This is a genomic window from Saccharothrix sp. NPDC042600, assembly GCF_040647305.1.
Lineage (GTDB): Bacteria > Actinomycetota > Actinomycetes > Mycobacteriales > Pseudonocardiaceae > Actinosynnema > Actinosynnema mutabilis.
Map to the genome: position 1 here is coordinate 381,359 of NZ_JBEZBW010000001.1, position 24,255 is coordinate 405,613.

The 24,255-nt window shown below is 72.1% G+C and carries 20 protein-coding genes and 1 pseudogene; 11 read left to right on the top strand and 10 right to left on the bottom strand.

The features are described 5' to 3' along the window. Nucleotides 1–36 precede the first annotated feature (36 nt). Nucleotides 37–1,341 carry a phosphatidylserine decarboxylase family protein gene (locus AB0A74_RS01375; protein WP_358246904.1) on the top strand — a complete coding sequence of 435 codons (1,305 nt, stop codon included), beginning with the start codon at nt 37–39 and terminating at the stop codon, nt 1,339–1,341. Here the strand turns inward: AB0A74_RS01375 and AB0A74_RS01380 are convergent. Beyond that, nucleotides 1,301–1,588, bottom strand: a complete 288-nt coding sequence (locus AB0A74_RS01380; protein WP_358246905.1) for a hypothetical protein — start codon at nt 1,586–1,588, stop codon at nt 1,301–1,303. The two genes, AB0A74_RS01375 and AB0A74_RS01380, sit on opposite strands and share 41 nt — an antisense overlap. Nucleotides 1,589–1,743: 155 nt before the next feature. Continuing rightward, complete coding sequence (locus AB0A74_RS01385) at nt 1,744–5,166, bottom strand: indolepyruvate ferredoxin oxidoreductase family protein (protein ID WP_358246906.1); 3,423 nt, start codon at nt 5,164–5,166, stop codon at nt 1,744–1,746. Nucleotides 5,167–5,329: 163 nt separating this feature from the next. Here AB0A74_RS01385 and AB0A74_RS01390 point away from each other — a divergent pair, with 163 nt between their 5' ends. After that, nucleotides 5,330–5,785 carry an Lrp/AsnC family transcriptional regulator gene (locus tag AB0A74_RS01390; RefSeq protein WP_343937258.1) on the top strand — a complete coding sequence of 152 codons (456 nt, stop codon included), beginning with the start codon at nt 5,330–5,332 and terminating at the stop codon, nt 5,783–5,785. A 60-nt stretch (nt 5,786–5,845) separates the two neighbouring features. On the opposite strand, the gene AB0A74_RS01395 is transcribed toward AB0A74_RS01390, so the two are convergent. Then, a complete protein-coding gene (locus tag AB0A74_RS01395; RefSeq protein ID WP_358246907.1) occupies nt 5,846–6,490 on the bottom strand; it encodes an HD domain-containing protein in 645 nt (214 codons plus the stop codon). A 161-nt stretch (nt 6,491–6,651) separates the two neighbouring features. On the opposite strand from AB0A74_RS01395, the gene AB0A74_RS01400 reads away from it, so the two are divergent. Beyond that, the gene (locus AB0A74_RS01400; protein ID WP_358246908.1) at nt 6,652–8,199 is read left to right on the top strand and encodes an MFS transporter; all 1,548 of its coding nucleotides are present in this window, start codon (nt 6,652–6,654) and stop codon (nt 8,197–8,199) included. Continuing rightward, nucleotides 8,189–8,773: a TetR family transcriptional regulator gene (locus AB0A74_RS01405; RefSeq protein ID WP_358246909.1), complete on the top strand. Its 585-nt coding sequence runs from the start codon at nt 8,189–8,191 to the stop codon at nt 8,771–8,773. Before AB0A74_RS01400 ends, AB0A74_RS01405 begins: the two co-directional genes overlap by 11 nt. Nucleotides 8,774–8,814: 41 nt before the next feature. Here AB0A74_RS01405 and AB0A74_RS01410 read toward each other — a convergent pair whose 3' ends face one another. Genes AB0A74_RS01410 through AB0A74_RS01420 form a run of 3 tightly spaced genes read right to left on the bottom strand, consistent with a single transcriptional unit; the run spans nt 8,815 to nt 11,062 of the window. Next, entirely contained in the window at nt 8,815–9,321 is a 507-nt protein-coding gene (locus tag AB0A74_RS01410; protein ID WP_358246910.1) for a pyridoxamine 5'-phosphate oxidase family protein, read from the bottom strand. Next, nucleotides 9,318–10,184, bottom strand: a complete 867-nt coding sequence (locus AB0A74_RS01415) for an NAD(P)-binding domain-containing protein (RefSeq protein ID WP_358246911.1) — start codon at nt 10,182–10,184, stop codon at nt 9,318–9,320. The genes AB0A74_RS01410 and AB0A74_RS01415 overlap by 4 nt, the downstream gene beginning before the upstream one ends. Continuing rightward, entirely contained in the window at nt 10,181–11,062 is an 882-nt protein-coding gene (locus AB0A74_RS01420) for an NAD(P)-binding domain-containing protein (protein WP_358246912.1), read from the bottom strand. Before AB0A74_RS01420 ends, AB0A74_RS01415 begins: the two co-directional genes overlap by 4 nt. A 132-nt stretch (nt 11,063–11,194) precedes the next feature. Between AB0A74_RS01420 and AB0A74_RS01425 the strand changes: the two genes are divergently transcribed. From AB0A74_RS01425 to AB0A74_RS01440, 4 genes and pseudogenes are all read left to right on the top strand, one after another. Then, nucleotides 11,195–12,220 (top strand): helix-turn-helix domain-containing protein, encoded by a 1,026-nt coding sequence (locus AB0A74_RS01425; protein WP_358246913.1) that lies wholly within the window; start codon nt 11,195–11,197, stop codon nt 12,218–12,220. Nucleotides 12,221–12,469: 249 nt separating this feature from the next. Continuing rightward, nucleotides 12,470–12,894: pseudogene (locus tag AB0A74_RS01430) on the top strand (DddA-like double-stranded DNA deaminase toxin). Next, on the top strand, nt 12,882–13,331 hold the full coding sequence (locus AB0A74_RS01435) for an Imm1 family immunity protein (protein WP_358246914.1): 450 nt from the start codon (nt 12,882–12,884) through the stop codon (nt 13,329–13,331). Before AB0A74_RS01430 ends, AB0A74_RS01435 begins: the two are co-directional and overlap by 13 nt. A 304-nt stretch (nt 13,332–13,635) precedes the next feature. Then, nucleotides 13,636–14,109, top strand: coding sequence for a GNAT family N-acetyltransferase (locus AB0A74_RS01440; RefSeq protein ID WP_358246915.1), 474 nt, complete (start codon nt 13,636–13,638; stop codon nt 14,107–14,109). A 3-nt stretch (nt 14,110–14,112) separates the two neighbouring features. On the opposite strand, the gene AB0A74_RS01445 is transcribed toward AB0A74_RS01440, so the two are convergent. The 4 genes from AB0A74_RS01445 to AB0A74_RS01460 form a co-directional block, all read right to left on the bottom strand. Then, complete coding sequence (locus tag AB0A74_RS01445) at nt 14,113–14,727, bottom strand: hypothetical protein (RefSeq protein WP_358246916.1); 615 nt, start codon at nt 14,725–14,727, stop codon at nt 14,113–14,115. A gap of 83 nt (nt 14,728–14,810) precedes the next feature. After that, nucleotides 14,811–15,056 carry a hypothetical protein gene (locus AB0A74_RS01450; RefSeq protein ID WP_358246917.1) on the bottom strand — a complete coding sequence of 82 codons (246 nt, stop codon included), beginning with the start codon at nt 15,054–15,056 and terminating at the stop codon, nt 14,811–14,813. Beyond that, nucleotides 15,046–15,591, bottom strand: a complete 546-nt coding sequence (locus AB0A74_RS01455) for a sigma-70 family RNA polymerase sigma factor (RefSeq protein WP_358246918.1) — start codon at nt 15,589–15,591, stop codon at nt 15,046–15,048. Before AB0A74_RS01455 ends, AB0A74_RS01450 begins: the two co-directional genes overlap by 11 nt. Continuing rightward, nucleotides 15,584–17,077 carry a sodium:solute symporter gene (locus tag AB0A74_RS01460; RefSeq protein WP_358246919.1) on the bottom strand — a complete coding sequence of 498 codons (1,494 nt, stop codon included), beginning with the start codon at nt 17,075–17,077 and terminating at the stop codon, nt 15,584–15,586. Before AB0A74_RS01460 ends, AB0A74_RS01455 begins: the two co-directional genes overlap by 8 nt. Nucleotides 17,078–17,241: 164 nt before the next feature. Here AB0A74_RS01460 and AB0A74_RS01465 point away from each other — a divergent pair, with 164 nt between their 5' ends. The 3 genes from AB0A74_RS01465 (at nt 17,242) to AB0A74_RS01475 (ending at nt 23,886) form a co-directional block, all read left to right on the top strand. Then, nucleotides 17,242–17,565, top strand: a complete 324-nt coding sequence (locus AB0A74_RS01465; protein ID WP_358246920.1) for a hypothetical protein — start codon at nt 17,242–17,244, stop codon at nt 17,563–17,565. Nucleotides 17,566–17,645: 80 nt separating this feature from the next. Continuing rightward, nucleotides 17,646–19,712, top strand: a complete 2,067-nt coding sequence (locus tag AB0A74_RS01470; RefSeq protein ID WP_358246921.1) for a carbon starvation CstA family protein — start codon at nt 17,646–17,648, stop codon at nt 19,710–19,712. A gap of 166 nt (nt 19,713–19,878) precedes the next feature. Then, a complete protein-coding gene (locus AB0A74_RS01475; RefSeq protein ID WP_358246922.1) occupies nt 19,879–23,886 on the top strand; it encodes a serine protease in 4,008 nt (1,335 codons plus the stop codon). Nucleotides 23,887–24,255 lie beyond the last annotated feature (369 nt).

The window sequence follows — 24,255 nt, forward strand, 5'->3', positions numbered from 1 at the left end:
CGGTGACGGCCGGAGGGGAGTGGGGAGAGTGGATCGATGTCGGCGGACATTGCGGTGCAGGCCGGTGACTGGCTGCCCACCGATCAGGTGTTCCTGGCCCACTGGCTCGACGAGTTGGTCAAGGAGGTGGACGAGCAGAAGCGCGTGGCGACCCTGCCGATGGAGCTGGACGACTCGCTGGCGCGGTTCCGCGAGTTCGTCTACGCCAACGCCGAGGTGTACGTGCTGTTCACCGACATGTTCGAACAGCTGTCGCAGAAGGTGACCCCGACGGGGTACCCGCAGGTCAGGTCGTTCGAGCAGATGCTGGAACTGGTGGACAAGGTGGTCCGGACGGTCCCGGTGTTCAACTCCTCCGGCCTGGTCGGGTTCCCGATCAACGTCATCCTCAACTGGGCGATGGGCACCCAGGCGGGTTTCGCGGCCTTCCTGAACAAGGAGGTGAACCAGCACCTCAAGGTCGTGCTGGACGGGTGGGGGAGGTTCCTGGAGTCACCCGACTCGCGGAAACCGATGAAGGACGGGAACTGGCTGTCGCCCCGGGCGCTGGAAGCGATGTCCGACCCGGGCAGGCCGTTCACGGAGCTGTTCGACTGCGACCCCGACGACGAGTACCTCGGCTTCACGTCCTGGAACCACTTCTTCACCCGGTCCTTCCGAAACGTGACACGAGACCGGCCGGTCGCCACGGGGGACGAGGTCATCGCGAGCGCGTGCGAGGCAGCGCCCTACCGCATTCGCAAGAACGTCGAGCGGTACGAGCACTTCTCGGTCAAGGGGCAGCCGTACTCACTCGCGCACCTGCTCGACACCGCCCACAAGGCGGACGCCGAGCCGGACGTGGGGGACTTCGTCGGCGGCACGGTCTACCAGGGGTTCCTCGCCGCGCTCAACTACCACCAGTGGCACAGCCCGGTCGACGGGAAGGTGGTCGCGACCCGGATCGTCCCGGGCTCGTACTACTCCGAGGCGCCCGCGGCGCTATGCGATCCGGCGGCGCCGGACATCTCCCAGGGGTACATCGCCCATGTCGCCACCCGGGCGTTGATCTTCATCGAGGCCGCCAACCCGAGGATCGGAGTCCTGTGCTTCGTCGCCATCGGCATGGCGGAGGTGTCGTCGTGCAAGCTCGACGACAAGATCAAGCCTGGCGCCGGCGTGGTCAAGGGCCAGCGGCTGGGGGAGTTCCGGTACGGCGGCTCGTCCCACTGCCTGGTCTTCCGGCCCGGCGTCGAACTGGATTTCGTCGACGCGGCGAAGAACGCCGAAGCCAACCGCGACAGCCCGACGAAGATCCTCGTCAACGCGAAGTTGGCCACGGTGGGCGGATGGCGCGGTTGAGCCTGGTGATGGCGCCGCGGGATTCGTCGTCGCTCAGGATGATGTCATAGCCGCGATAGACGCCGGTGTCGAAGCGCCGGCTGCGGCTCAGCTTGACGGGCGTCGGGTAGCTGCGGGTGCCGACCAGGACGATGGTGGCGCCCACGACGACCGGCATGTGCGGGGCGTGCACCGGCTGCGCCTCGAACCGCACGATGTCCTTCCATGGCACCACTTCGGGGCGTTTGAGCGCGTGGTGGATCTTCACGCCGTGCGGACCCACGTAGATCCCCGCTTGAGCGACCAACGAATACCGGGAGTGTGGGTGACGGGTACGGACCGGGCAAGCAGCGGTGCGGGCGGCGTGAATCGCACGGACGCCGGGAGCGGACCCCGTTGTCGGGCCCGCTCCCGGAAGACGGGTCAGGAGGCGGACGTCGCCGGTGCCTCCGACAGGCGGGCCAGGATCGCCGCCTGCTGCTCGCGGTAGCGGCGGACGTTGCCGAGCTTCACGTCCTCGTAGCCGCGCACCACGTCGGGCAGTGCCGCCAGTTCGGCCACCGCCGACCGGTCCACGTCCGGCGTCGTCAGCGCCGTCACCACCGCGGTCCGGTACTCCGCCACCAGCGCCCGCTCGACCCGCCGCACGCCGGCGTAGCCGAACACGTCCAGCGCGGTCCCGCGCAGCCGCCGCATCCCGTACAGCCCCCGCAGGACCGGCCGGAACCACGGGCCCAGGGCGATCTTCCGCTTCAGCCCCAACGCCTTGAGCACCGGCGGGTGCAGGCGGAAGGCCACCTTCGCCGCGTCGCCGAACTCCGCCTTGACCCGGGCGGCGACGGTCGGGTCCAGGGACAGCCGGGCCACCTCGTACTCGTCCTTGTAGGCCATCAGCTTGTGGAGGTTGCGCGCGACCTCCTCGGTCACGGTGGTCGGACCGTCCTCCAGCACGCGGACCCGCTCGACGAACTCGGCGTACTCGCGCGCGTAGCGCTCGTCCTGGTACGCCACCAGCTCCGGGATCCGGATGTCGAGCAGACGGCCCAGCTCCGAGTCCGGCGACGCCTGCACCAGCGCCCGGATGGCCGGGAACGACGGCAGCGCGGCGGGGACCGGGGCGGGAGCCTCGAAGGGCTGCACGGCCAGCCGTCGGCCGTGGCGGAACGCCTGGATGTTGCGCGCCACCGCGACGCCGTTGAGCTCGATCGCCCGTTCCACCGCCGACGCGGGCAGCGGCAGCGCGCCGGTCTGGTAGGCGACGCCGAGCTGGAGGATGTTGGCGAACTGCCCGTCCCCGAACAGCTCCTCGGCGACGGCCCGCGCGTCGAGCACGACCGTCCGCGCCATCGCGGCTTCCAGCGCCGACCGGACCTGGCCGGGCGCGGGGAACGTCACGGACGTGTCGATCACCATCCGCCCGGTGGGGACCTCGGTGGAGGACACCACGGCCGTGGTGCGCGTGGCGTCGGCGACGGCGAGGTTCGTCGGGTCCGCACCGACCAGGGGGTCGCAGGCCAGGTAGAGGTCGCACTCGCCGGTGGCCAGCTTGGGCGCGCGGTCGGTGGGCTCGGCGGTGACCTTCAGGTCGGACACGACCGCGCCGCCCTTCTGCGCCAGCCCGGTCTGGTCGAGGGTGCGCACGTGCCGCCCGTCCAGCACCGCCGCCGTGGCCAGGATCTGCCCGACCGTGACCACGCCGGTGCCGCCGATGCCGGTGATCCGCACGGTGAAGTCGGTGCCGGTCGTCTCCGGCTCGGGCGAGTCGTCGAACGCCAGCTCGACGGCCTCCCGGCGCGGCTTCGCGCCACCGGGCACGACGGTGAGGAACGACGGGCAGTCGCCGTCCAGGCACGAGTAGTCGACGTTGCACGAGGACTGGTGGATCGCGGTCTTGCGCCCGAACTCGGTGGCGACCGGCTGCACGGACAGGCAGTTGGACTTCACGCCGCAGTCGCCGCAGCCCTCGCACACCCGCTCGTTGATCACGACCCTGGTGGCCGGCGCCTCCTGCTTGCCGCGCCGCCGCTTGCGCCGCTTCTCCGCCGCGCACTCCTGGTCGTGGATCAGGACCGTGACGCCGGGGATCGCGGCCAGCTCCTCCTGCGCGCGCAGCAGCTCGGACCGGTCGAGCACCTCGACACCGGCCGGGAAGGACCGCTTGCGCAGGGTGCGGGGCGCGTCGCTGGTCACGATGACCTTCTTCACGCCTTCGAGCAGCAGCAGCGCGGCGATCTTCTCCACGGGCAGCCCGCCGACGGCGTCCTGGCCGCCGGTCATCGCGACCGCGGAGTTGTGCAGCAGCTTGTAGGTCACGTTCACTCCCGCCGCGACCGCCGCGCGCACCGCGAGGCTGCCGGAGTGGGTGAACGTGCCGTCACCGATGTTCTGGGTGAAGTGCCGCGACTCGACGAACGGCGCGATGCCGATCCACTGGGTGCCCTCGCCGCCCATCTGGGTCACGCCGACCACGGACCCGACCTGTTCGGGCTCCATGAACAGGCTCATGGTGTGGCAGCCGATGCCGCCGCCCACGATCGTGCCCTCGGGGACCTTGGTGGAGGAGTTGTGCGGGCAGCCGGAGCAGAAGTACGGGGTGCGCGCCAGCAGCGGCACGGCGATGCGTTCCCGCCGGCCCCGGTTCCGCCAGGCCCGCACCGAGGGGATCTCCAGCGGCGCGAGCACCTTGGCCAGGCCGGCGGCGATCGTGTCCGGGTCGTGCTCGCCGATCTCGGTGAACAGCGTGCGCCCGTCCGGCCCGGTCTTGCCGTGCACCGCGGGCGCGTCGGCCCGCCCGTACAGCAGTTCCTTGACGGCGGTCTCGACGAAGGACCGCTTCTCCTCCACGACGACGATCTGCCGCAGCCCGTCGGCGAACTCGCGCACGATGCCCGGCTCGACGGGGTGGATGACGCCGAGCTTGAGCAGCCGGACGCCGTGCAGCGCCAACGCGGCTTCGTCCAGCCCGAGCCGGTCCAGCGCCTGCATCAGGTCCAGGTGCGACTTGCCGGCGGTGACGATGCCGATGCGGTCGCCCGGACCCCGCCGCACGATCCGGTTCACGCCCGACGCGCGCACGTACTCCAGCGCCAGCGGCAGCCGCACCTCGTACAGGCCGCGTTCCAGCGCGGCGAGTTCCTTGCCGAGCAGGCGTGACGTGGGGCGGTGGCGGTAGGCGTGGTCCGGCATCGCGGGCGCGGTCCACTCGCGGCGCACGCGCGCGGTGCTGGACGCGTCGGCGACGTTCGCGACGACCTTGATCGAGGACCACACGCCGGCCGCGCGGGACAGCTCCACCGCGTGCAGCCCGTGGTCGAGCACGTCGTGCGAGTCGGCGGGGAAGAAGATCGGCATCGCCAGGTCGGCCAGCGCCAGTTCGGAGGCGCACGGCACGGTGGAGGACTTGGCGTTGGGGTCGTCGCCCACGAACGCGACCGCGCCGCCGCGGGGGTCGGTGCCGGCCATGTTCGCGTGCCGCAGGGCGTCGGTCGCGCGGTCGAGGCCGGGGGCCTTGCCGTACCAGACGCCGGTGACGCCGTCGTAGCGCCGGCCGGGCAGCGTCGCGGTGAGCTGGCTGCCCATGACGGCGGTCGCGCCGAGTTCCTCGTTGAGGCCGGGCCGGTGGACGACGTTGTGCTTGTCCAGCAGCGTCGAGCGGCGCGCCAGCTCCAGGTCGTAGCCGGCCAGCGGCGACCCCTCGTAGCCGGAGACGAACACGGCGGTGTCCAGACCGGAGTCCCGGTCGTGCCGGACCCGGTCGAACAGGACCCGCACCAGCGCCTGCACCCCGGTCAGGTGGACGATGCCGTCCTCCCGGAGGTACCGGTCCTCCAACGTGAACGCCTCCACGCCGCCAACCTCTCCACTCGAATCGCCCTGCGGTGCGGGTCACACCACACGCAACGCTCCCGCGATGCAACAACGGGCCCCGAATTGGCCGTCGCGACGCAAAGAACGGGAGCATTCTGGCGCAAGCGAGCGAATCCGTTGCGTGGGGGCTTACCCTGGGCGGATGCCGGAAGAGCTGGTGGACGACATCGACCACGAGATCCTCGCCCTGCTCCGCGAGGACGCCCGCCGCACGCTGTCCGACATCGCGACCCGGGTCACGCTGTCCACGGCGGCGGTGAAGCGGCGCATCGACCGGCTCCAGCAGATCGGTGTGATCACCGGGTTCACCGTGCAGATCGACCACGCGAAGCTGGGGTGGGGGATCGAGGCGTTCACCGAGCTGCGCTTCGCCGGCACGACGAAGGTCGCCGAGATCCTCAACACGACCACCCGGATGCGGGAGGCGCAGGCGGTGTTCACCATCGCGGGCGACCCGGACGCCCTGGTCTGGCTGCGCGTGCGCGACATGGCCCACCTCCAGCGCACGATCGACGAGATCCGCCGCCACCACCAGGTGACCGGCACCAAGACCCTGATCGCCCTGGACTCGTGGACCCGCGGCCAACACCGCCCGTGAGCGCGGTCGGTGGGATCGTCTGACCCCGCCGCTGTCCGGGCGGCGGGGGCACCTCACCGGTCAGTCCTGGTAGTCGTGCCAGCTCGGTTCGCGCTCGGCCAGTTCGCGCCACGTCGGCCACGGTCGCCCGGTGGTCTGTCGCACCAGCTCGCCGGGCAGGCTGAACGGCGGGGCCTTGTGCGGCTTGGGCAGCGCCTGTGCCACGACCGCCTCCGCGAGCGCGGCCGTGCCGCCCAGTCTGGGGTAGGTGGCGTGGACGCGGTCGGCGTAGCCCTGGGGTAGCGGGTGGGCCGCGTTCGGGGTGAGGTCGTAGCCCGCGCCGAGGGTGACCAGGGCGATCTCCGGGCGTTTGCGGGTGGCGACGCCGAAGGTCAGGTGCAGGGCGATGGCGTCCCACACGACCTCGACCCGGTCGGCCGCCACGCCCTGGTCGGTGAGGAAGCCGGCGGCGAGGTCCGCGCCGTCCACCTCGAAGGTCTGGTCGCCGTCGCCCTGCTCGCTCAGGCCGATGTCGTGCAGGACGCAGCCGAGGAACAGCAGTTCGTCGTCGTAGTCGGCGTCGGGGCGCAGACCGCCGCGCTCGCCCAGGAAGCGCCCGTACAGGTACGTGCGGACGCTGTGGTTGAAGATCGCCGGTGCCTCCGCTGCCCGCGCGAAGCGGATGGCGGCCTGGGCGACGTCGGTCGTCGGGAGTTCGAGGTCCATCACACCTGCCTGATTCGATCCGAAGCCTTCAAGTTGCCTGAAGCTTAGCGCAAGCTTCAGGCAACTTGAAGGCGGACTGATCAGGAGTTCGTGGGCCTTGACTTGCCCTTTTGAACGATAGTACAACTTGTACGTTCGTTCAATTTCGGTCTGGGGGCGGGATGATGGCAAGACGATCGGCCGGATGCCGTGAATGGGGCGGGCTGGCCCTGCTGGCGTTGCCGACCATGCTGCTGGGACTGGACGTGACGGCGCTCTACCTGGTCGTCCCGGCGCTGTCCGCGGACCTGGGGCCGACCGCCACCGAGACGCTGTGGATCATGGACGCCTACGGCTTCTTCATCGCGGGGTTCCTGATCACCATGGGGACCTTGAACGACCGGATCGGGCGGCGCCGGTTGCTGGTGGTCGGGTCGGTGGCGTTCGCCGCGGCCTCGGTCTTCGCGGCGTTCGCCCCCGACGCGCTGTGGCTGATCGCGGCGCGGGCGCTGCTCGGCGTGGCGGGTGCGACGCTGATGCCCTCGACGTTGTCGCTGATCAGGGCCCTGTTCCCCGATCCCCGGCGACGGGCGTTGGCCATCGGCGTGTGGGCCACGATGTTCGCCCTGGGGATGGCCGCCGGTCCGGTCGTGGGCGGCGTGCTGGTGGCCCGCTTCTGGTGGGGCGCGGTCTTCCTCCTCGCGGTCCCCGTCGCGGCGCTCGTGCTGGTCGGCGCGCCGGCGCTGCTGCCGGAGCACCGCACGCGCGCCGGTCGGCTCGACGTGCTCAGCGTCGGGCTGTCCCTGGCGGCGATGCTGCCGATCGTCTACGCGATCAAGCACGCCGCCGCTGACGGCATCGGCGCCCAGGTCGTGGTCGCGGTCCTGGTCGGTGGTGGCGCCGGCGTCGCGTTCGTCCGCCGTCAGCTCAGCCTGGCGGAACCGCTGCTCGACATGAAGCTGTTCGGCGACAGGGGTTTCTCGGCGGCGTTGTCGGTGTTGCTGGTCGGTCTGGTCGGCTTCGGCGGTGTGATGTTCCTGGTCACCCAGTACCTCCAGCTCGTCGCGGGCCTGTCGCCGACGACGGCCGGGCTGTGGATGGGTCCACCCGCCCTGGCCATGCTGATCGGGGCCGTCGGCGCGCCCCTGGTGGCCCGTCGCGTCGCACCCGGCGTCGTCATGGCGGCCACCCTGGCGCTGTCGCTGGGCGGGTACGTCCTGCTGGCGAGCGCCGGCACCGACGGCGTGCACGCCGTCGTCGCCGGGTTCGCCCTCGTCTACCTCGGACTCGGGGTCATCGCCGCGCTGGGCACCGACATCGTCGTGGGCGCGGCGCCGCCGGAGAAGTCCGGATCGGCCGCCGCGCTGTCGGAGACCGTCCAAGAGCTCGGCATCGCCGCCGGTGTCGCCCTCCTGGGCAGCCTCACCACCGCGCTCTACCGCGGCGGCGTCGAGGCTCCTTCCGGGTTGCCGGCGTCGGAAACCGAGACCTACGGCGACAGCCTCGCCGGCGCGTCGTCCCTCGCGGACCACCTCCCAGCCGGTGCGCTCGAACACGCCCGAGACGTGTTCACCAGCGGCCTCAACGCGGCTTCCCTCGTCGCCGGCGCCGCGATCGCGGTCGCTTCGCTGGCCTGTTTCGTGATGTTGCGGCACCTCCGCCCCCTGGGCGACGGCGAAGGTGAGGCGGAGCCGATAATTCCCACGTCCGGGAGCGGCGATGACAGGTGAAGCGATGGCGGGCGAGCAGGACGAGGTCGACGGGCGCACGCCGCGCGGCCGGCGCCGCCGCGCCCAGATCATCGAGGCGACGCTCACGATCGTCCGCCGCGACGGCGCGACCGGTGTCACCCACCGCACCGTCGCCAAGGAGGCCGGGATCACCACCAGCCTGACCCTCTACTACTTCGCCACCCTGGACGACCTGCTGATCGCCGCGCTGACCAGCGTCACCGACGCCTACACCGACCGGATCCGCCGGCTGATCGACACCGGGGACGACCCGCTCGGCGGCCTCGCCGAACTCATCGCCGAGTCCTCCGGACCCGGTCGCGAGCGGGCGCTGGCCGAGCGGGAGCTGTCCACCCTGGCGGCACGCCGACCCGCCCTGCGGCCGATCGCCCGACGCTGGCGCGACAACGTCGCCGAGCTGGCCCGGACACTGACCGACGACCCCGGCGCGGTCGAGGCGTTCGTCGCCATGGCCGACGGCCTGTGCACCGCCATCCTCCTCGGCGGCCACGAGGCCGACCCCGACCACATCCGGGAGGTGCTGGGGAAGGTGCTGCCGCGCGCCGGTCGGTAGCTCGCACCTGGAGCGTGGTTCCCCGGGGAGCTTGCCGCGGTTCAGCCTTCTCCCGGTCCGGAGTCCCGCTCCGGGTCACCCCGCCAGATCCGGCTGCGCAGGTCCGCGCCGCGGATGACCTGGACGCGCCACGGTGTCAGCCGCAGCACGTGCAGCCGCGGGTCCGACGGCGCGGTCCAGAAGTTGCCGAGGTGGTAGCCCGCGCCGCGCGGACTGGTCCGCCGGTACAGCTCCCACACGTGCTCCTTGGTCGGCAACGCGTTGTCCCACCGGGCGGTGGCCTCGATCGCGACGGAGTCGTTGCCCGGCGCCCAGTACGAGAAGCTGGTGTGCGGGTTGCGGGCCAGGTGCGCGGCCTTGACCGGCGTCCGGTACGTGGCGAGCCACCCGAGCGGCTCGCCGTCCACCACCTCCCACACCGGGATCAGCACCCTGGTCCGGGGGCGGTTGCGCGCGTCCACGGTCACCATCGTGGCGTACCTGATCGCCCCGACGTAGGCGTCGAACTCCGCTCGCAGGTCGGCGAAGCTCGGGACGACCTCGGTCATGCGGCACCGCCGAACGACTCGACCACGCGGGCGAGGCTCGCCGCGCCGTGGCCCTCGGCCACCTGCCGGTCCACCAGGTCCTTCAACGGTCGCAGCGTGGGCGCCGCGACGCCCAGCGACTCGCCGGCGCGCAGGATCGTGGCCAGGCCGGCCCGGTTCATGGCCAACCCGGACTCCTCGGTCGTGTAGTCGCCGCGGTCGATCTCGTCGGCGAACCCGTGCAGCGCCGGGAACAGGCCGGTCAGCCACGACACCAGCGCGGGCGTCAGCCCAGCCGCGTCGATCCCGGCGGCCCTGCCCATCGCCGCCGCGTGCAGGAACCCGCCCAGCATCCCGTACATCCCGGCGAGGACGGCCACGTCCAACGCCGACGCCCGCCCGGCGTCCGCGCCCAGGAACGTTCCCTTGCCCAGCAGGTCCAGCGCGGCGCGCCAGTCCTCGTGGACGCGCGCGGAACCGCTGTAGCGCACCGACGAGTCGTCGGTGCCGAGCGTCTGCGGCACGGCGTAGACGGCTCCGTGGAGGTAGTCCGCACCGTGCTCGGCCGCCCAGTCGGCGTGCGCCCGCGCGTCCTCTGGTCCGCCCGAGGTCAGGTTCACCACCGCTCGGCCCCGTGCCGCCTCGCCCACGTCCGCCAGCACGTCGCGCACGACCGAGGGGTCCAGCAGGGCGACGACCACCAGCGGGCTCGCGGTGAACGCGTCGGCCGCCGTGGCCGCGGGCGTCGCGCCGGCGGAGACCAGGTCCGCCGCCTTGCCCTGCGACCGGTTCCACACGGTCGTCGGGTGACCGGCGCGCAGGAAGGTCCGGGTCGCCGCACGGCCCAGGTTGCCGAGCCCGATCACGCTCACCGGGGCGTTCACGCGGTCACCTCCGCGCGCAGGACCTCGATGACGCCCGCGAAGCTGGACGAGCCGTGCCCGGCGGCCCGCGCGCGTTCCATCGTGGACTTGAGCAGTTCGGGCAGCGCGTTGTCCAGGCCGCGGTCGGCCGCCGCGTGCAGGAGGTGCCCGATGGCGGCGATCTGCACGTCGATGGTGGCGTCGTCGCCGGGGTAGTGGCCGGCGTCCACCTGGGACGCGTACCGGGTGAGGAAGCTGTTCACGGTGGCCAGCCACCGGATCGCCACCGGCGTGAACGCGGTCGCCGGCGTCCCTTCCGCGCCGACGAGCGCGGTGCCGTGCAGCCACCCGGTCATGGTGGACCACATCAGGCCGAGCAGCGCGGAGTCGTAGAGGGCGGCCAGACCGGGGTCCTCGCCGAGGTGCACGGGGTCGCCCAGCGTCTCCAGCGCGGCGTGGTGGGCGTCGAACGCGGTGCGCGGGCCGCTGTAGAGGACCATCACCTCGCGGCTGCCGACACCCGGTGGTGTGGTCATGATCGCGCCGTCGAGGTAGTCCGCGCCGTGGCCGGCGAACCGGTCCCGGGCCACGCGCGCCTGCTCGGCGCTGCCGGAGGTGAGGTTGACGAACGCCTTGCCTTCCAGCAGGTCCGTGGACCCGTCCAGCGCGGTGTAGAGGGCGTCGTAGTCCAGGACGCAGGCGATGACGAGGGGGCTCGCCGCGATCGCCGCGCCCGGCGTCGGGGCGAGCAGCGCGCCCCGCTCGACCAGCGGTCGCGCCTTGGCGGCGGTGCGGTTCCACACCGTCGTGCGGTGGCCGCGGTCGAGCAGGGCGCCCGCCAGCGCCGTGCCCATCGCCCCGGTCCCGAGGACGGTCACGGACGGGGGAACAGAGGTCATGTCGGTGTCTCCCGGATGAGTCCCGCGTCGAGGCGGGGGTGATCAACTGCCTCCACCCTCGCAACGCGGGCCCGCCTCGGCCAGTGGCACTGATGACGGCCACCACCAAATTCTTGCCATAGGATCGGTGGCATGAGCGCGGGAATCGTCGCCCTGGTCGTGCCCGACGAGATCGACCTCGTGTCCTGGGACCTCTACGAGTTGAGCATCCCCGCCACGGTCTTCGGCAAGCCCCAGCCCGACCTGGCCGACCCCTGGTACGAGCTGCGGCTGTGCGGGAGCGGTGAGCGTTCCGGCGGCGCGGGGCCCGGCTTCGGGCTGCGCACCCCGTACGGCCTGGACGACCTGGTCGGCGCGGACACCGTCATCGTGGCGTCGGTGCCGGAGCTGTGCGTCGACGCGGCGGCCCCGGTGCCGGAGGCGCTGGTCACCGCGTTGCGCCGGGCGTACGACGCGGGCGCGCGGATGGTGTCGCTGTGCACCGGCGCGTTCGCCCTGGCCGAGGCGGGGTTGCTCGACGGCCGCCGCGCGACCGCGCACTGGATGCACACCGCCGCGCTGGCCGAGCGGTACCCGAAGGTGGAAGTGGACGACTCGGTGCTGTACGTGGACGACGGCGACGTGCTCACCAGCGCGGGCATGACCGCGGGCCTGGACCTGTGCCTGCACCTGGTGCGTCGCGACCTGGGTCCGCACGTGGCCAACCAGCTGGCGCGCCGCATGGTCGTGCCGGCCCACCGACCGGGCGGTCAGGCGCAGTTCATCGACCTGTCGGTGCCGGCGAGCGACGAACGCGGGTTGGCGCCCGTGCTGGAGTGGGCGCGGGCCAACCTGGACCGGCCGCTGACCATCGAGGACCTGGCCCGCCGCGCGGCCGTCAGCCCGCGCACGTTCTACCGGCGACTGCACGAGACCACCGGCACCACGCCCCTGCAATGGCTGCTCAACCAGCGCCTCGGACGCGCGCAGACCCTGCTGGAGTCCACCGACCTGTCGGTGGAGAAGGTGGCGGAACTCAGCGGCCTGGGCACGGCGAACAACCTGCGCCACCACTTCCTCAAGCAGATCGGCGTCTCGCCCAGCGACTACCGCCGCGCGTTCCCCCGCGAAGGCGCCGGAACTGTCGTACGTTCGTGGGGACAGCCGGTGACCAGGTAACCGAGGGCCGACGTTCGGGGAGATCGCGAAACGGTATGTGGCTTCGCGTACCCGGGCCGGAGCAAGGGGCCGCCGGTTCACCTCTCCCCGGCCGCGTAAGTGAGCAAGTGGGCGATGCCGCGAGTTGCCCGCGTCCGTACACGTGGGGAAGTAGGCAAGTCGCCACGGTCCGTGTCGCTCCGGTGACTGTCGTGCCTCTGTGCCACGCTGACACCACCGGCCCGCCAGGCCGAACCGAGCGGACCGCCCGTGATCCCGCCGGAACGGGTCGAGGAACTGCGCCGCGAGCTACCTCCGCCCGTAGTGCCCAACAGCGGACAGAAAACCGTGGGCCGGTGGATCGGCCCTGACGGCACCGCCGAACCGATTCAAAGCGGGTTCGACCAGAGTTCCGCACTGGTACAGAGCCAACTAGCGCGGATGGGACTTCCGGAAGGCTCCGGCCGATCCGGAGACGTGGAACAGAAGTTGGCCGCGCACATGGTGGCGAACGGAATCAAGCACGCGACACTGATCATCAACCACCGGCCGTGTCGTGGACGCGACGATTCCTGTGACACCTCGTTCCGATCCTTCTTCCGGAAGGGTCCACGTTGACCGTGCACGGACAAACCGCCAGCGGCACCCGAACCCGCACCCGCTACACAGGAGGAGCCCAACCGTGGTGGACCTAGAGGCTTGGTACGACGAGGAACAGGACGACGCCGTGGCCGTCCGCACCCCGGCCGAGCTGAACGCCGTGTTGGACGCCGTGGCCGCATGGGATGGCCGGATCATCGTGCACCTGAAGCCGGCCCGGCCCGTGGACAAGAGCATGCGCCGAAAGACGCTGGACGTAGGCGTGCACGGCAACGCCGGCCGGGGCGCACTCGTTTACACATCACCGGATGGCGTGTGGTTCAGCAAGACCACGACCGACACGGACACCGATCCGGACGAACGAGTCCTGTACTACTACATGAACTCGGACACGGAGTACCCGGCGGACTCCGAGATCCCGCTGGACGTAGTGCGTCAGGCGGCACACGAGTACCTGGCCACGGACGGGCAACGGCCGACCGCTCCCACCTGGCGGACACCACCCGCCTGGTACCCCACGGCGTCTCAGTAGCCCGCCGAGGTGCCGGTCCCGGCCGGTACGTCTCACGGCGCCGAAACCACGCCATCCGCGAGTTTGACGAGGGCTGGCAGTGTCACCGTTCCCGAACGGCCACAAGCGGCCAAGAGTGGACAACAGCAGCCAACCCGTGTTCCCGCGGAAGCGCCGAACGGCCGCTACCGGTCGAACCGGGCTACACCTGGCCGCCGCAGACAGCGATGACCAGGGACGACGCAGGTCGTACCGGAACTTGCGACTTTGTCGTACCCCGCTGATACGTTCGGCGCCCAACCGGACATGATCAAGGGGTGGGCCGATGACCGACGTGGCGCTGCGACCGATCGAGGACGCGGACCTCGACGCGCTGTTCGAGCAGATGCGTGATCCCGAGGCGGTGCGGATGGCCGCCTTCACCGCAAAGGACCCCGACGACCGCGAGGCGTTCGACCGCCACATGGTGAAGTTGCGGACATCACCGGACATCACCACGCGCGCGGTGACCCACCGTGGCCGCCTGGTCGGCAGCATCGGCTGCTTCGTCGTGGAAGGCGACACCGAGGTCACCTTCTGGATCGACCGTTCCGCGTGGGGTCAGGGCATCGCCGGCCAGGCCTTGGGCCAGTTCCTGGACCTGGTCCCGGTCCGGCCGTTGTACGCCCGCGCCGCCAGCGACAACGCCGGGTCGCTGACGGTCCTGCGGAAGGCGGGCTTCGCCACCATCGGCACAGAGGTCTCCTACGCCAACGCCCGCGACGCCGAGATCGAGGAGACGGTGCTGCGCCTGGAGTGAGGCTCAGGGCGCCTCGAAGCAGTAGGTGGTCCTGATCTCCGGGTACACGAGCACCTTCAACGCTTCGTCCTCGCACGCCGTCCGGTCGACGGTGCCCGCGAGCACCCGCACCCGCAGGTTCGGCCTGGCGCACTCGCCGACCGGCATCTCCGCCTGGAACATCTGGATCCGGTAGCACTGCCCGTCGGCGAACACCGGCACCAGGCACAGGCCGAGCGCACCGGTCCACCGGTACCGCGCGTACTGCTCCTTGCTCGTGCCGGTGGCGGACCCGCAGTCCTCGCCCTTGCGCTGTTGGCTGCCGACGACGTAGTTGTGGGTGCCCGCGGCGCAGTCGGCCCTGGTGTACCGCACGTCCAGGGCCGTGCCGGTCAGCAGCGCGCAGTCGCCGACGGCCGGTTCGTCCGGGTCCGGGGCGCGGCTCACGGGGGTCGAGGCCGGTCGGGTGTCGGCAGCGTGGTCGGCCTTGGGCGCGGTCGCCTGGTAGTAGAGGACGAAGCCCGTGACGACGACGAGCACGGCGAGCACCCCGAGCACCGTGCGCAGGATGCCGGAGGAGCGCTTCTCCGGTGTCAGATCCGGTTCTTGGGGCGCGAACTTCTCGAATGGATCCGACATGGTCCTTTTCCGGATCAGCGGTGGCGACCGCAATCTAGCCGGTGGACCGTGGTGGCGCTGTCGGTTTTCCGATCACCGGTGGGTCAGCGTCGGGCGGGGTCCTCGAAGATGACGTGTTGGGTCGGGGAGGCGTCGCTGAGGGCCCACAGGGCGATGCCGTTGGCCGTCACGACCACCGCGGAGGCCAGCACGGCGACCACCAGGCGGCGGCGGCGTTCCCTGCGGCGCCAGCGGGCGCGGACCTCGCGGTAGGCGTCGGGGGAGGTGGTGACCTCGTCGGCCGCGCAGCGCAGCGCGTCCGCGAGCCTCTGCTCGCCGTCAGTGCCCACCGTCGGCCTCCAGCAGCGCGCCCAGCTTCGCCATGCCCCGCGCGGTGTGGGCCTTCACCGCGCCGGCGCTGATGCCCATCGCCTCGGCGATCTCCGCCTCCTTCAGCCCCAGCCAGTACCGCAGCACCAGCGCTTCGCGCTGGCGGGCGGGCAGCTCGCGCAGCGCGTCGAGCAGGGCCCGCTGGTCGTCCCGGTCCAGGGCCTGCGCCTCGGCCGAGTCGACGTCCTCGCGCACCCACTCCACGTGCTTGCGCACCACCTGGAGGTGGCGCACCCGCATGCGGACCAGGTTGACGATGACCGCTCGCAAGTAGGGTAGCGCCGATTGCGTCGATCGGAGCTTGCGCCAGTTGCGGTGCAGCTCGCAGAACGCGTCGGCGACCACGTCCTCGGCCTCGGACTCCGCGCCCAGCAGTGTCGCCAGCCGCACCAGTTCCAGGTGGTGGCGGTGGAACACCTCCGACAGCGCGGCCTCCCGGTCGGCGTCGCGCGCCGCCAGGGTCTCGACGGTGTCGGGCTCGCGCGGGTCAGCCACTGCGCCGGGCCCGGTCGGCCAGGGCGCTCACCGCGACGGCGACGACGAGGTTGGCGGCCAGCGCGACCAGCGCCGCGTACACCTGGAAGCCGCCGATCACCACCACGGCCGAGAAGCCGCCGGTGGTCACCAGCAGCGTGCCCGACAGCATCCCCACCGCCCAGCCCGCGAGCAGGCCGGGCGCGGTCAGCAGCCGCCCCACCGGGCCGAGCGCGACGGCGGCGAAGGTCTGCAGCACCCACACCCCGCCCAGCAGTTGCAGGTTGATCGTGTCCTGCGCGGGCAGCAGCACCGCGAAGCTCAGCGCCCCGAACTTGACCAGCAGCGACACGACCCGGGCGATCCCGTTCTGCGCTTTCGGGGTGGTGTTGGGGTTGACGTATTCGACGTAGACGTTGCGGGTGAACAGCATGGCCGCCGCCACCGACATGACCGACGCCGGCACCAGCGCCCCGATCGCCAGCGCGCCGAAGACCAGCCCGGCCGCCCACCCCGGCATCAGCCGCTCGACCAGCATGGGCACGGCCAACTCGGCCCGGCCCTCCCCGGCCACGATCCCCATGCCGTGCGCGGCTACGCCCAGCAGCGCGAACAGGCCCAGCACCGCGGTCCACCCGAGCAGCGCCATCGAGTTGCGTCGCAGCACCCCCTCACCGCGGGCGGCGAACGCGGCGGTCAGCACGTGCGGGTACACCAGCAGCGCCAGCGCGGACCCGACCGCCAGGCTCACGTACGCGCTGGACAGCCCCGGTCCGAGGTGGGTGGTGACGACACCGCCGTCCACGCCCGCCACGACGTCCTGCGGCCCGCCGGCCCGCCGCTCGGCCTCGCCGAACACGTCGGCCGGGTCGCCCAGCAGCACCATGACCACCACGATCGCCGCGAACACCAGCACGCCCTTGAAGAACGCGATCACGGCCGCGGCGCGCAGCCCGTTGCGGTAGGTCGCCACCGCCAGGACGGCGAACACCAACGCCAGCAACAGGTCGCCGACCACGCCCGCCGGGTAGACGCCGAGCACGACCAGCACCGTGCGGATGCCCAGCAGTTGCAGCGCCACGTACGGCATCGTGACCAGGATGCCGGTCAGCGCGACGGCCAGCGCGAGCCCGGGAGAGTCGTAGCGCACGCGCACCACGTCGGCGATCGTCACCGCGCCCACGTCCCGCGCCTCCCGCCACAGCCTGGGCAGCAGCCAGAACGCCAGCGGGTAGACGATGACCGTGTACGGAAGGGCGAAGAAACCGATGGCTCCTTGCGCGTAAACCACGCCGGGCACGGCCAGGAACGTGTAAGCGGTGTAGATCGTGCCGCCCATCAGGAACCACGTCGTGACCGTGCCGAACCGGCGGCCGGCCAGCGCCCACTCCGTCGGCGTGGGCAGCACGTCGGCGCGGCGGAACCAGCGGGCGGTCACGGCCAGCGCCGAGGCCAGCACGAGCACGGCCGCGAAGCCGAGCAGCGCGGGCACGTCGAGTCCGGTCACGGCCGATCCTCCGGGGTCGCACGGCGCACGGGCCGACAACATACGCGACACGAATTTGGGCATGTGTGTAAACCGAACGAGTGAGCTGCGCAACTCATGGGTGACGCAGGCCTACGAGCAGGAGGTGCGACGGTGCACCAGGCAGTGCCCCGACAGGGGGCGTTGTGACCTTCCGACTGGACACTTCGGCGCGCGAGGCCCTGCGCCCGGACGAGGTGGTGCTCGTCGACTGGCACGTGACGGGCCTGTGCTGCGCGGACTCCGGCGAGTTCTCGGTGCGCGCGCTGCGCCGGGCCCGCCTGCCCGCGCGGGCGCGCCCGCTGGCCGCGACCCCGGCCGGCGCGGTCTACGCCCACCCGACCGCCGCCGCGCACCTGGCCGGGCGCGACGTGGCGGTGCGCTGCCGGCGGGTCGGCCCGATCCGCTGGTTCACCACCGACCTGCCACCCGACGCGGGCCTGCGCGCCTGCATGGGCCGACTGGCCTAGCCCCACCCGGACACCGACCGTCGCCTGTGGACGGTCGGCGCGATGACGCACGCCCTTTTCCGCCCTGTAGAAGGAGATCCATGAACGTGAAGAAGATCGCGGTGTGGTCCGCGGTCGCGATCGTCGGCGCCGTCGCCTGGGCGGTGCTGGCGCTGTCGCGGGGGGAGGAGGTGTCCGCGGTCTGGTTGGTCGCCGCGGCCCTGGGCTCCTACGCGATCGCCTACCGCTTCTACGCCCGGTTCATCGCGCGGCGCGTGCTGCGCGTGGACGACACGCGCGCCACGCCCGCCGAACGGCTGGACGACGGCGTCGACTACCAGCCCACCGACCGGCGGGTCCTGTTCGGACACCACTTCGCCGCGATCGCCGGCGCCGGTCCCCTGGTCGGGCCGGTGCTGGCCGCCCAGATGGGGTACCTGCCCGGCACGATCTGGATCATCGTCGGCGTGATCTTCGCCGGTGCCGTGCAGGACATGGTGACGCTGTTCTTCTCGATGCGGCGCGACGGCCGCAGCCTCGGGCAGATGGCCCGCGACGAGATCGGCCCGGTGGGCGGCGCGGCGGCGCTGGTCGGCGTGTTCGCCATCATGATCATCCTGCTGGCGGTGCTGGCGCTGGTGGTGGTGAACGCGCTGGCGAAGTCGCCGTGGGGCACGTTCTCCATCGCGATGACCATCCCGATCGCGTTGTTCATGGGCTTCTACCAGCGGGTGGTCCGGCCCGGCCGGGTGCTGGAGACCAGCGTGATCGGCGTGGCGCTGCTGCTGGTCGCGATCGTGGCGGGCGGCTGGGTGCAGTCGTCGAGCTGGGCGGCGTTCTTCACGCTGGAGCCCAAGACGCTCGTGCTGTGGTTGGTGGGGTACGGCTTCGTCGCGTCGGTGCTGCCGGTGTGGATGCTGCTCGCGCCGCGCGACTACCTGTCGACGTTCATGAAGGTCGGCACGATCGTGCTGCTCGCGGTCGGTGTGCTGGTGACGACGCCGGTGCTCAGGACGCCGGCGTTCACGGAGTTCGCGTTCAGCGGCACCGGGCCGGTGTTCGCCGGGTCGCTGTTCCCGTTCGTGTTCATCACGATCGCCTGCGGCGCGCTGTCGGGCTTCCACTCGCTGGTCGCCTCCGGCACGACGCCGAAGCTGATCCAGAAGGAGTCGCAGGTCCGGCTCATCGGCTACGGGGCGATGCTGGCCGAGTCGTTCGTCGCGGTCATGGCCCTGATCGCGGCGTGCCTGCTCGACCCGGGCCTGTACTTCGCGATGAACTCGCCCGCCGGGGTGGTCGGCACGACCGTGCAGTCGGCGTCGGCGGCCGTGGGGCAGCTGGGCTTCACGATCACGCCCGAGCAGTTGCAGTCCGCGGCGGCGGCCGTGCAGGAATCGACCCTGGTGGCCCGGACCGGTGGCGCGCCGACGTTCGCGGTGGGCATGTCGGAGATCTTCTCCGGCATGATCGGCGGTGACGCGATGAAGGCGTTCTGGTACCACTTCGCGATCATGTTCGAGGCGCTGTTCATCCTGACCACGGTGGACGCGGGCACGCGGGTGGGCCGGTTCATGCTACAGGACGCGCTGGGCAACGTGTGGAAGCCGTTCGCCCGCGTGTCGTGGCGGCCGGGCCTGTGGATCACCAGCGCGCTGGTGGTGCTGGCGTGGGGCTACTTCCTGTACGCGGGCGTGAGCGACCCGCTGGGTGGCATCAACCAGCTGTTCCCGCTGTTCGGCATCGCGAACCAGTTGCTGGCGGCCATCGCGTTGACGGTGTGCACGACGTTGCTGATCAAGAGTGGCCGGCTGAAGTGGGTGTGGGTGACGGCGGTGCCGCTGGCGTGGGACGCGGCGGTGACGCTGACCGCGAGCTGGCAGAAGGTGTTCAGCGCGGACCCGAAGCTCGGGTTCTTCGCGCAGCGCGAGAAGTACGCCGCGGCGTTGGAGAACGGCCAGGTGCTGGCGCCGGCGAAGAACGCCGACCAGATGCAGTCCATCATCACCAACTCCACTGTGGATGGTGTGCTGGCGGCCATCTTCGCGTTGCTGGTGGTGATCGTGCTGGTGGACGCGATCCGCGTGTGGGTCCGCACGATCCGCGGCGGTGACACCGCGAGCACCGAAGTCCCTTATGTGGCTTCGAAGTTGGTGTTGTCCGGGCGTTGACGGGCTGCGCGTCCGACCGGGCTCCGGTCGGACGCGCAGCCGGGCGGACCCACCGGGGACAGCGCGGCCCGGGGTCGCTCAAGATCACCCGATCGTGCGTGGCATTCGACGGCTCCCGTTCGGAAGAATGGACCAGGGGTCGTCGCGCGGTTCGGGGGAGCGCCACATGGGGTCAGCAAGGGCTTTGCCGTCGGCTGTCGTGCGGGTGCGCGACCGTCGGGGATCGGTGGTGGGCGCGGGTTTCCTGGTCGCGCCGGACCTGGTGTGCACGTGCGCGCACGTGGTGGGCGCCGGCGCGCAACCGCCGTCGGAGCCGGTGCGCCTGGACTTCCCGATGCTGCCGGGGGTGCCGGCCCGCACGGCGCGCGTGCAGGTGTGGCGGCCGGTCGGGAAGGACGGGCGCGGCGACGTCGCGCTGCTGCGGTTGGTCGAGCCGCCGCCGGAGGGCGCCTCGGCGTTGGTGCTCGGGGCGGCGGCCAACCCGTGGGGTCAGCGGTTCCGCGTGCCGGGGTTCCCGGCCGGCGGTGAGGACGGCGTGTGGGTCGGCGGCAGCCTGCGGGAGCGGCAGGGCACCGGGTGGGTGCAGATGCAGGCCGACGACGGGCCGCGGATCGCGCGCGGCTTCAGCGGCTCCCCGGTGTGGAGCGAGGACCTCGACGCGGTGATCGGCATGACGGTGGCCGCCCAACGCTCCTCCGGCGCCGCCTACCTGATCCCGTCCGAGGCGCTGGTCGAGGTCGCGGACGAGCTCGCGCCGCCGTGCCCGTTCCGCGGCCTGCGGGCGTTCCGGGCCGCGGACGCGCGGTACTTCTTCGGCCGCGACGACGACATCGACCGGCTCGCCGAGCGGGTGGCGCGGCGGCGCGTCGTGCTGGTGGTCGGTCCGTCCGGGTGCGGCAAGTCGTCGCTGGTGGACGCCGGTCTGCGGCCCCGGCTGGAGGCGGCGGGCACACCGGTGGCGGTCGTGCGGCCGGCCCCCGGCCAGTCGGCCGACGAGCTGCTGGCCGTGCTGCGCCCGGCCGCCGCGCCCGGCGCGGTGCTGGTGATCGACCAGTTCGAGGAGGTCGTCACCGGCGATCCCGGCACGGCACGCGACGTGCTGCGCCTGCTGGACGAGCTGACCGCCGCGCCGGACGGGCCGCGGGTCGTGCTCACGCTGCGGGCGGGCTCCCTGGACGGGCTGCTGGCCACGGGCGGCGTGCCAGCGCTGGACGACGCGACGGTGTTCCTCGAACCGCTCACCGGCGACCGGCTGCGCCAGGCCGTGGAACGGCCCGTGGCGCTCACCCCCGGCGTGGCCTACCAGGACGGGGTGGTCGACCGGGTGCTGGCCGACGCGCAGGCGGGCACGGGCCTGCTGCCGCTGGTCGAGTTCACCCTCACCGAGCTGTGGCGGGCGCGCGAGGCGGGCCTTCTCACCCTGCGCGCCTACGCCCGGCTCGGCGGCGTCGCGGGCGCGCTGGCGGGCCACGCCGAACGGTTCCACCGCGGCCTCGCCCCGGCCGAGCGGGAGCCGGTGCGGCGGCTGCTGGTGCGCCTGGCCCGGCCCGTCGAGGACGGTTTCGCGTTGCGCCCGATGCGGGCCGACGAGGTGCCCGAGGACCTGCGGCGGGTGGTCGACGTGCTGCTGGGCGCCCGGCTGCTCGTCGTCCGCGAGGACCCGGGCCAGCCGCGGGTGCTGGCGCTTGCCCACGAGGCCCTGCTGCACAACTGGAAGACCCTGCGCGGCTGGCTGGAGGCCGACCGCGAGTTCCTGGCCTGGCACGCCCAGGTGCGCGAACGCGCCGAGCAGTGGGAGCGCGAGGGCCGCGACCGGAGCCTGGTGCTGCGCGGCGGGCAGCTCGCCACCGCGCGCCAGTGGCTCGACCGGCGCCCGGCCGACGTCGACCGGCGCGAGCACGACTTCGTGGCCGCCGGGGAGGCGGTGCGGCGCCGGTCCACCCGGACGCGGCGGGCGGCGGTGGCGGTGATGGCCGTGCTGCTGCTGGTGTCGGCCCTGCTCACCGCGCGCACGGTCGCGGCGAACCAGGAGCTGGACGCCACCGTGCGGCACCAGGCCGCGCAACTGCTCCGCGACCTCGCCGAGCGGGAGTCCGGGATCTCCACGACGAGCGCGTTGCAGTTCGCGCTCGCGTCGTGGCGGCAGGACCCGGCGGTCGGCTACGGCGCGCTGCTGCGGCAGCAAGCGGCGTTCCACGACGTCGCCGAGGTGGACGTGGACCGGTTCGCCGCGCCGATGGACGTGGTCGCCACGACACCGACCGGCGACGTCGCCGTGTCCGCCACCGCGGCGGGGGCGCTCACCGCGTGGCGCGACCCGTGGGGCGACGCGCCGCGGTCGTGGTCGTTGGGCTCGGTCGAGGGCGCGCGGATCATCCGGGTGAGCGAAGACGGAACCACGGTCGCGGTCGCCGACGACACGGCGGCGATCCGGGTGTGGAACCTGCGCGAGCGCGGCGACCCGGTCCTGGTGCGGCCCGGCGCCCCGGACTCCGACCCGGAGCCGCTGGACGACGCCGCCATGCAGATCTCGCCGTCGGGCAAGCACCTCGTCCTGGTCGATGACGAGTCGGTGGAGGTGTGGGACCTGGCGCGGCGATCCCGGGTGACGGGGTTCGTGCCGCCCCCGCGGGCGACGGCGGTGGTGATGGGGGTCGCCGCGCTGGACGACGAGAGCGGCACCGTGGCGTTGTTCGAGGCGCGGGAGAACACCATGGTGCACGCCGTGCGCAGGCTCGACACGGGGGCGGAGGTCCGCTCGACACCCGGCATGCCCAACGTCACCCGCCAGGGTCGCCTGGTCCTGCGGTGCGCGTTCGACGTGCTCACCGCGGTGGACGTGTTCAGCGGCGCCGAGGTGATCCGCCGGGACGCGCCGGACTGCCTCGGTGCCGCCACCGACCTCACCGGCCGGTACGTGGTGCTGGAGCCGGACCGCGAAACGGGCGACTTCGGCCTGGTGACCTACCTCGACTCGCGGGACGGGCGGGCCTACCAGTCCTCGGTGCCCACTTCCGAGCTGGTCGCGGACCAGCCCGTCGGCGCCGGCACGGTCGTGCTGCGCTCGGGGGACGGCACGCCCGACATCCGCCACGTGCGCGGGCAGGCGATGATCCGCATGCGCGCGCCCCGACCCGTCGAGGAGGTCGGCTCCCAGCACTCGCCGTACGCCGGCAGCAACGACCTGGCCAACCCGGCGTACAGCGACGACGGGACGCTGATGGCCGTGCTGGACGGCGGTGGTCTGGACGGCCCGCGCGGGCTGTCCCTGATCGACACCAGGACGCGGCGGCGGCTGGCCACCGTGCCCGACCTGCTGCCGCCGGGCAGGCTGTCCCTGCAGTTCACCCCGGACAACGCGCGGCTGCTGCTGGTCGACGGCTCCGAGCTGGTGGTGCTGGACACCCGCGACCTGGCCGAGTCGCGACGTATCCGGCTGCCCCGACCGCCCGAACTCGACGGGCAGGACGACCGCTACTTCCTGAGCACGGTGGCCGTGGTGGACAACAGGACCGTTGTCACCCTGCACGCCGGGGTGCTCGCCCGGTGGAACCTCGACAGCGGCGCACCGGTCGGCGAACCCCTGCGGGTCGGCGACACCGCGCGCGACCTGCTGGAGGTGGCGGAACGGGGCAGGGTCCTGCGCACGCCCGACCGCGACCGGGTGCTGGTCAACACATCGCGTGAGCAGCGGTGGTGGGACCTGCGCACGCGTGCCAAAGGCGATCCGCTCGCACCCGAGCAGGACCCCGCCATGCTCGCCACCGCGTCACGCCTGCCGCACGTCGCGATCCAGTACGCGTCCGGCCGTGCCTACGTCCACGACCTGGGGTCCGGCACCACCTCGGCGGCGATCCCACTCACCACGCAGGTGGCTCCCGTCGGGCTGACCCCCGACGGGAAGCTGGTCGCGTCCGGCAAGGCCGAAGTCGTCCAGGTGTGGGACCCGGGGGAGTCCCGCCTGCTCGGCGAATTCCGGCTGCCCAAGAACACGGTCCGACCGGTGGTCGTCGGTTCCCGGCTGATCGGCGCGAACAACCGCGGCCCGGTGTCCCTGGACCTCGACCCGTCCCAGTGGTTCACCACCCTGTGCGCCACCGCGGGCCGCGACTACACCCCGTCCGAAGTGGACCGACTACCGCTGGGGGTGGACCCGGTGAACCCGTGCGCGTGACGGGAGCCCCCGGCGTCATCAGCTGATGAAGCCTGCTGCCGGTGGCCGGGTGCCGACGCGTATCGCACATTTCTCACGATAACTTCAGTGTTGACTGAAGTCTGTCTCCTTCCGCCTCCGCTAAGCTCGCGCCGAGCGCCCGGAGACGTGGAGGCGAAGGGGAGTGGGCGAGTGCACGAAGAGGACGAGCGGACGTACACCTACTTCGCGTGGGCGGACTGGGGGAACACGGCGGACGACCCGACCGGGTTGCTGCGGACGTCGTTGGCTCTCAACGGCATTTGACGGGAGCAGGGAACCGCCGAAGTCGAGCGTGCGCAACGACGAACCGGGTGAGAGGCCTGACGGGCTCCACCGAAGGAGAGAAGC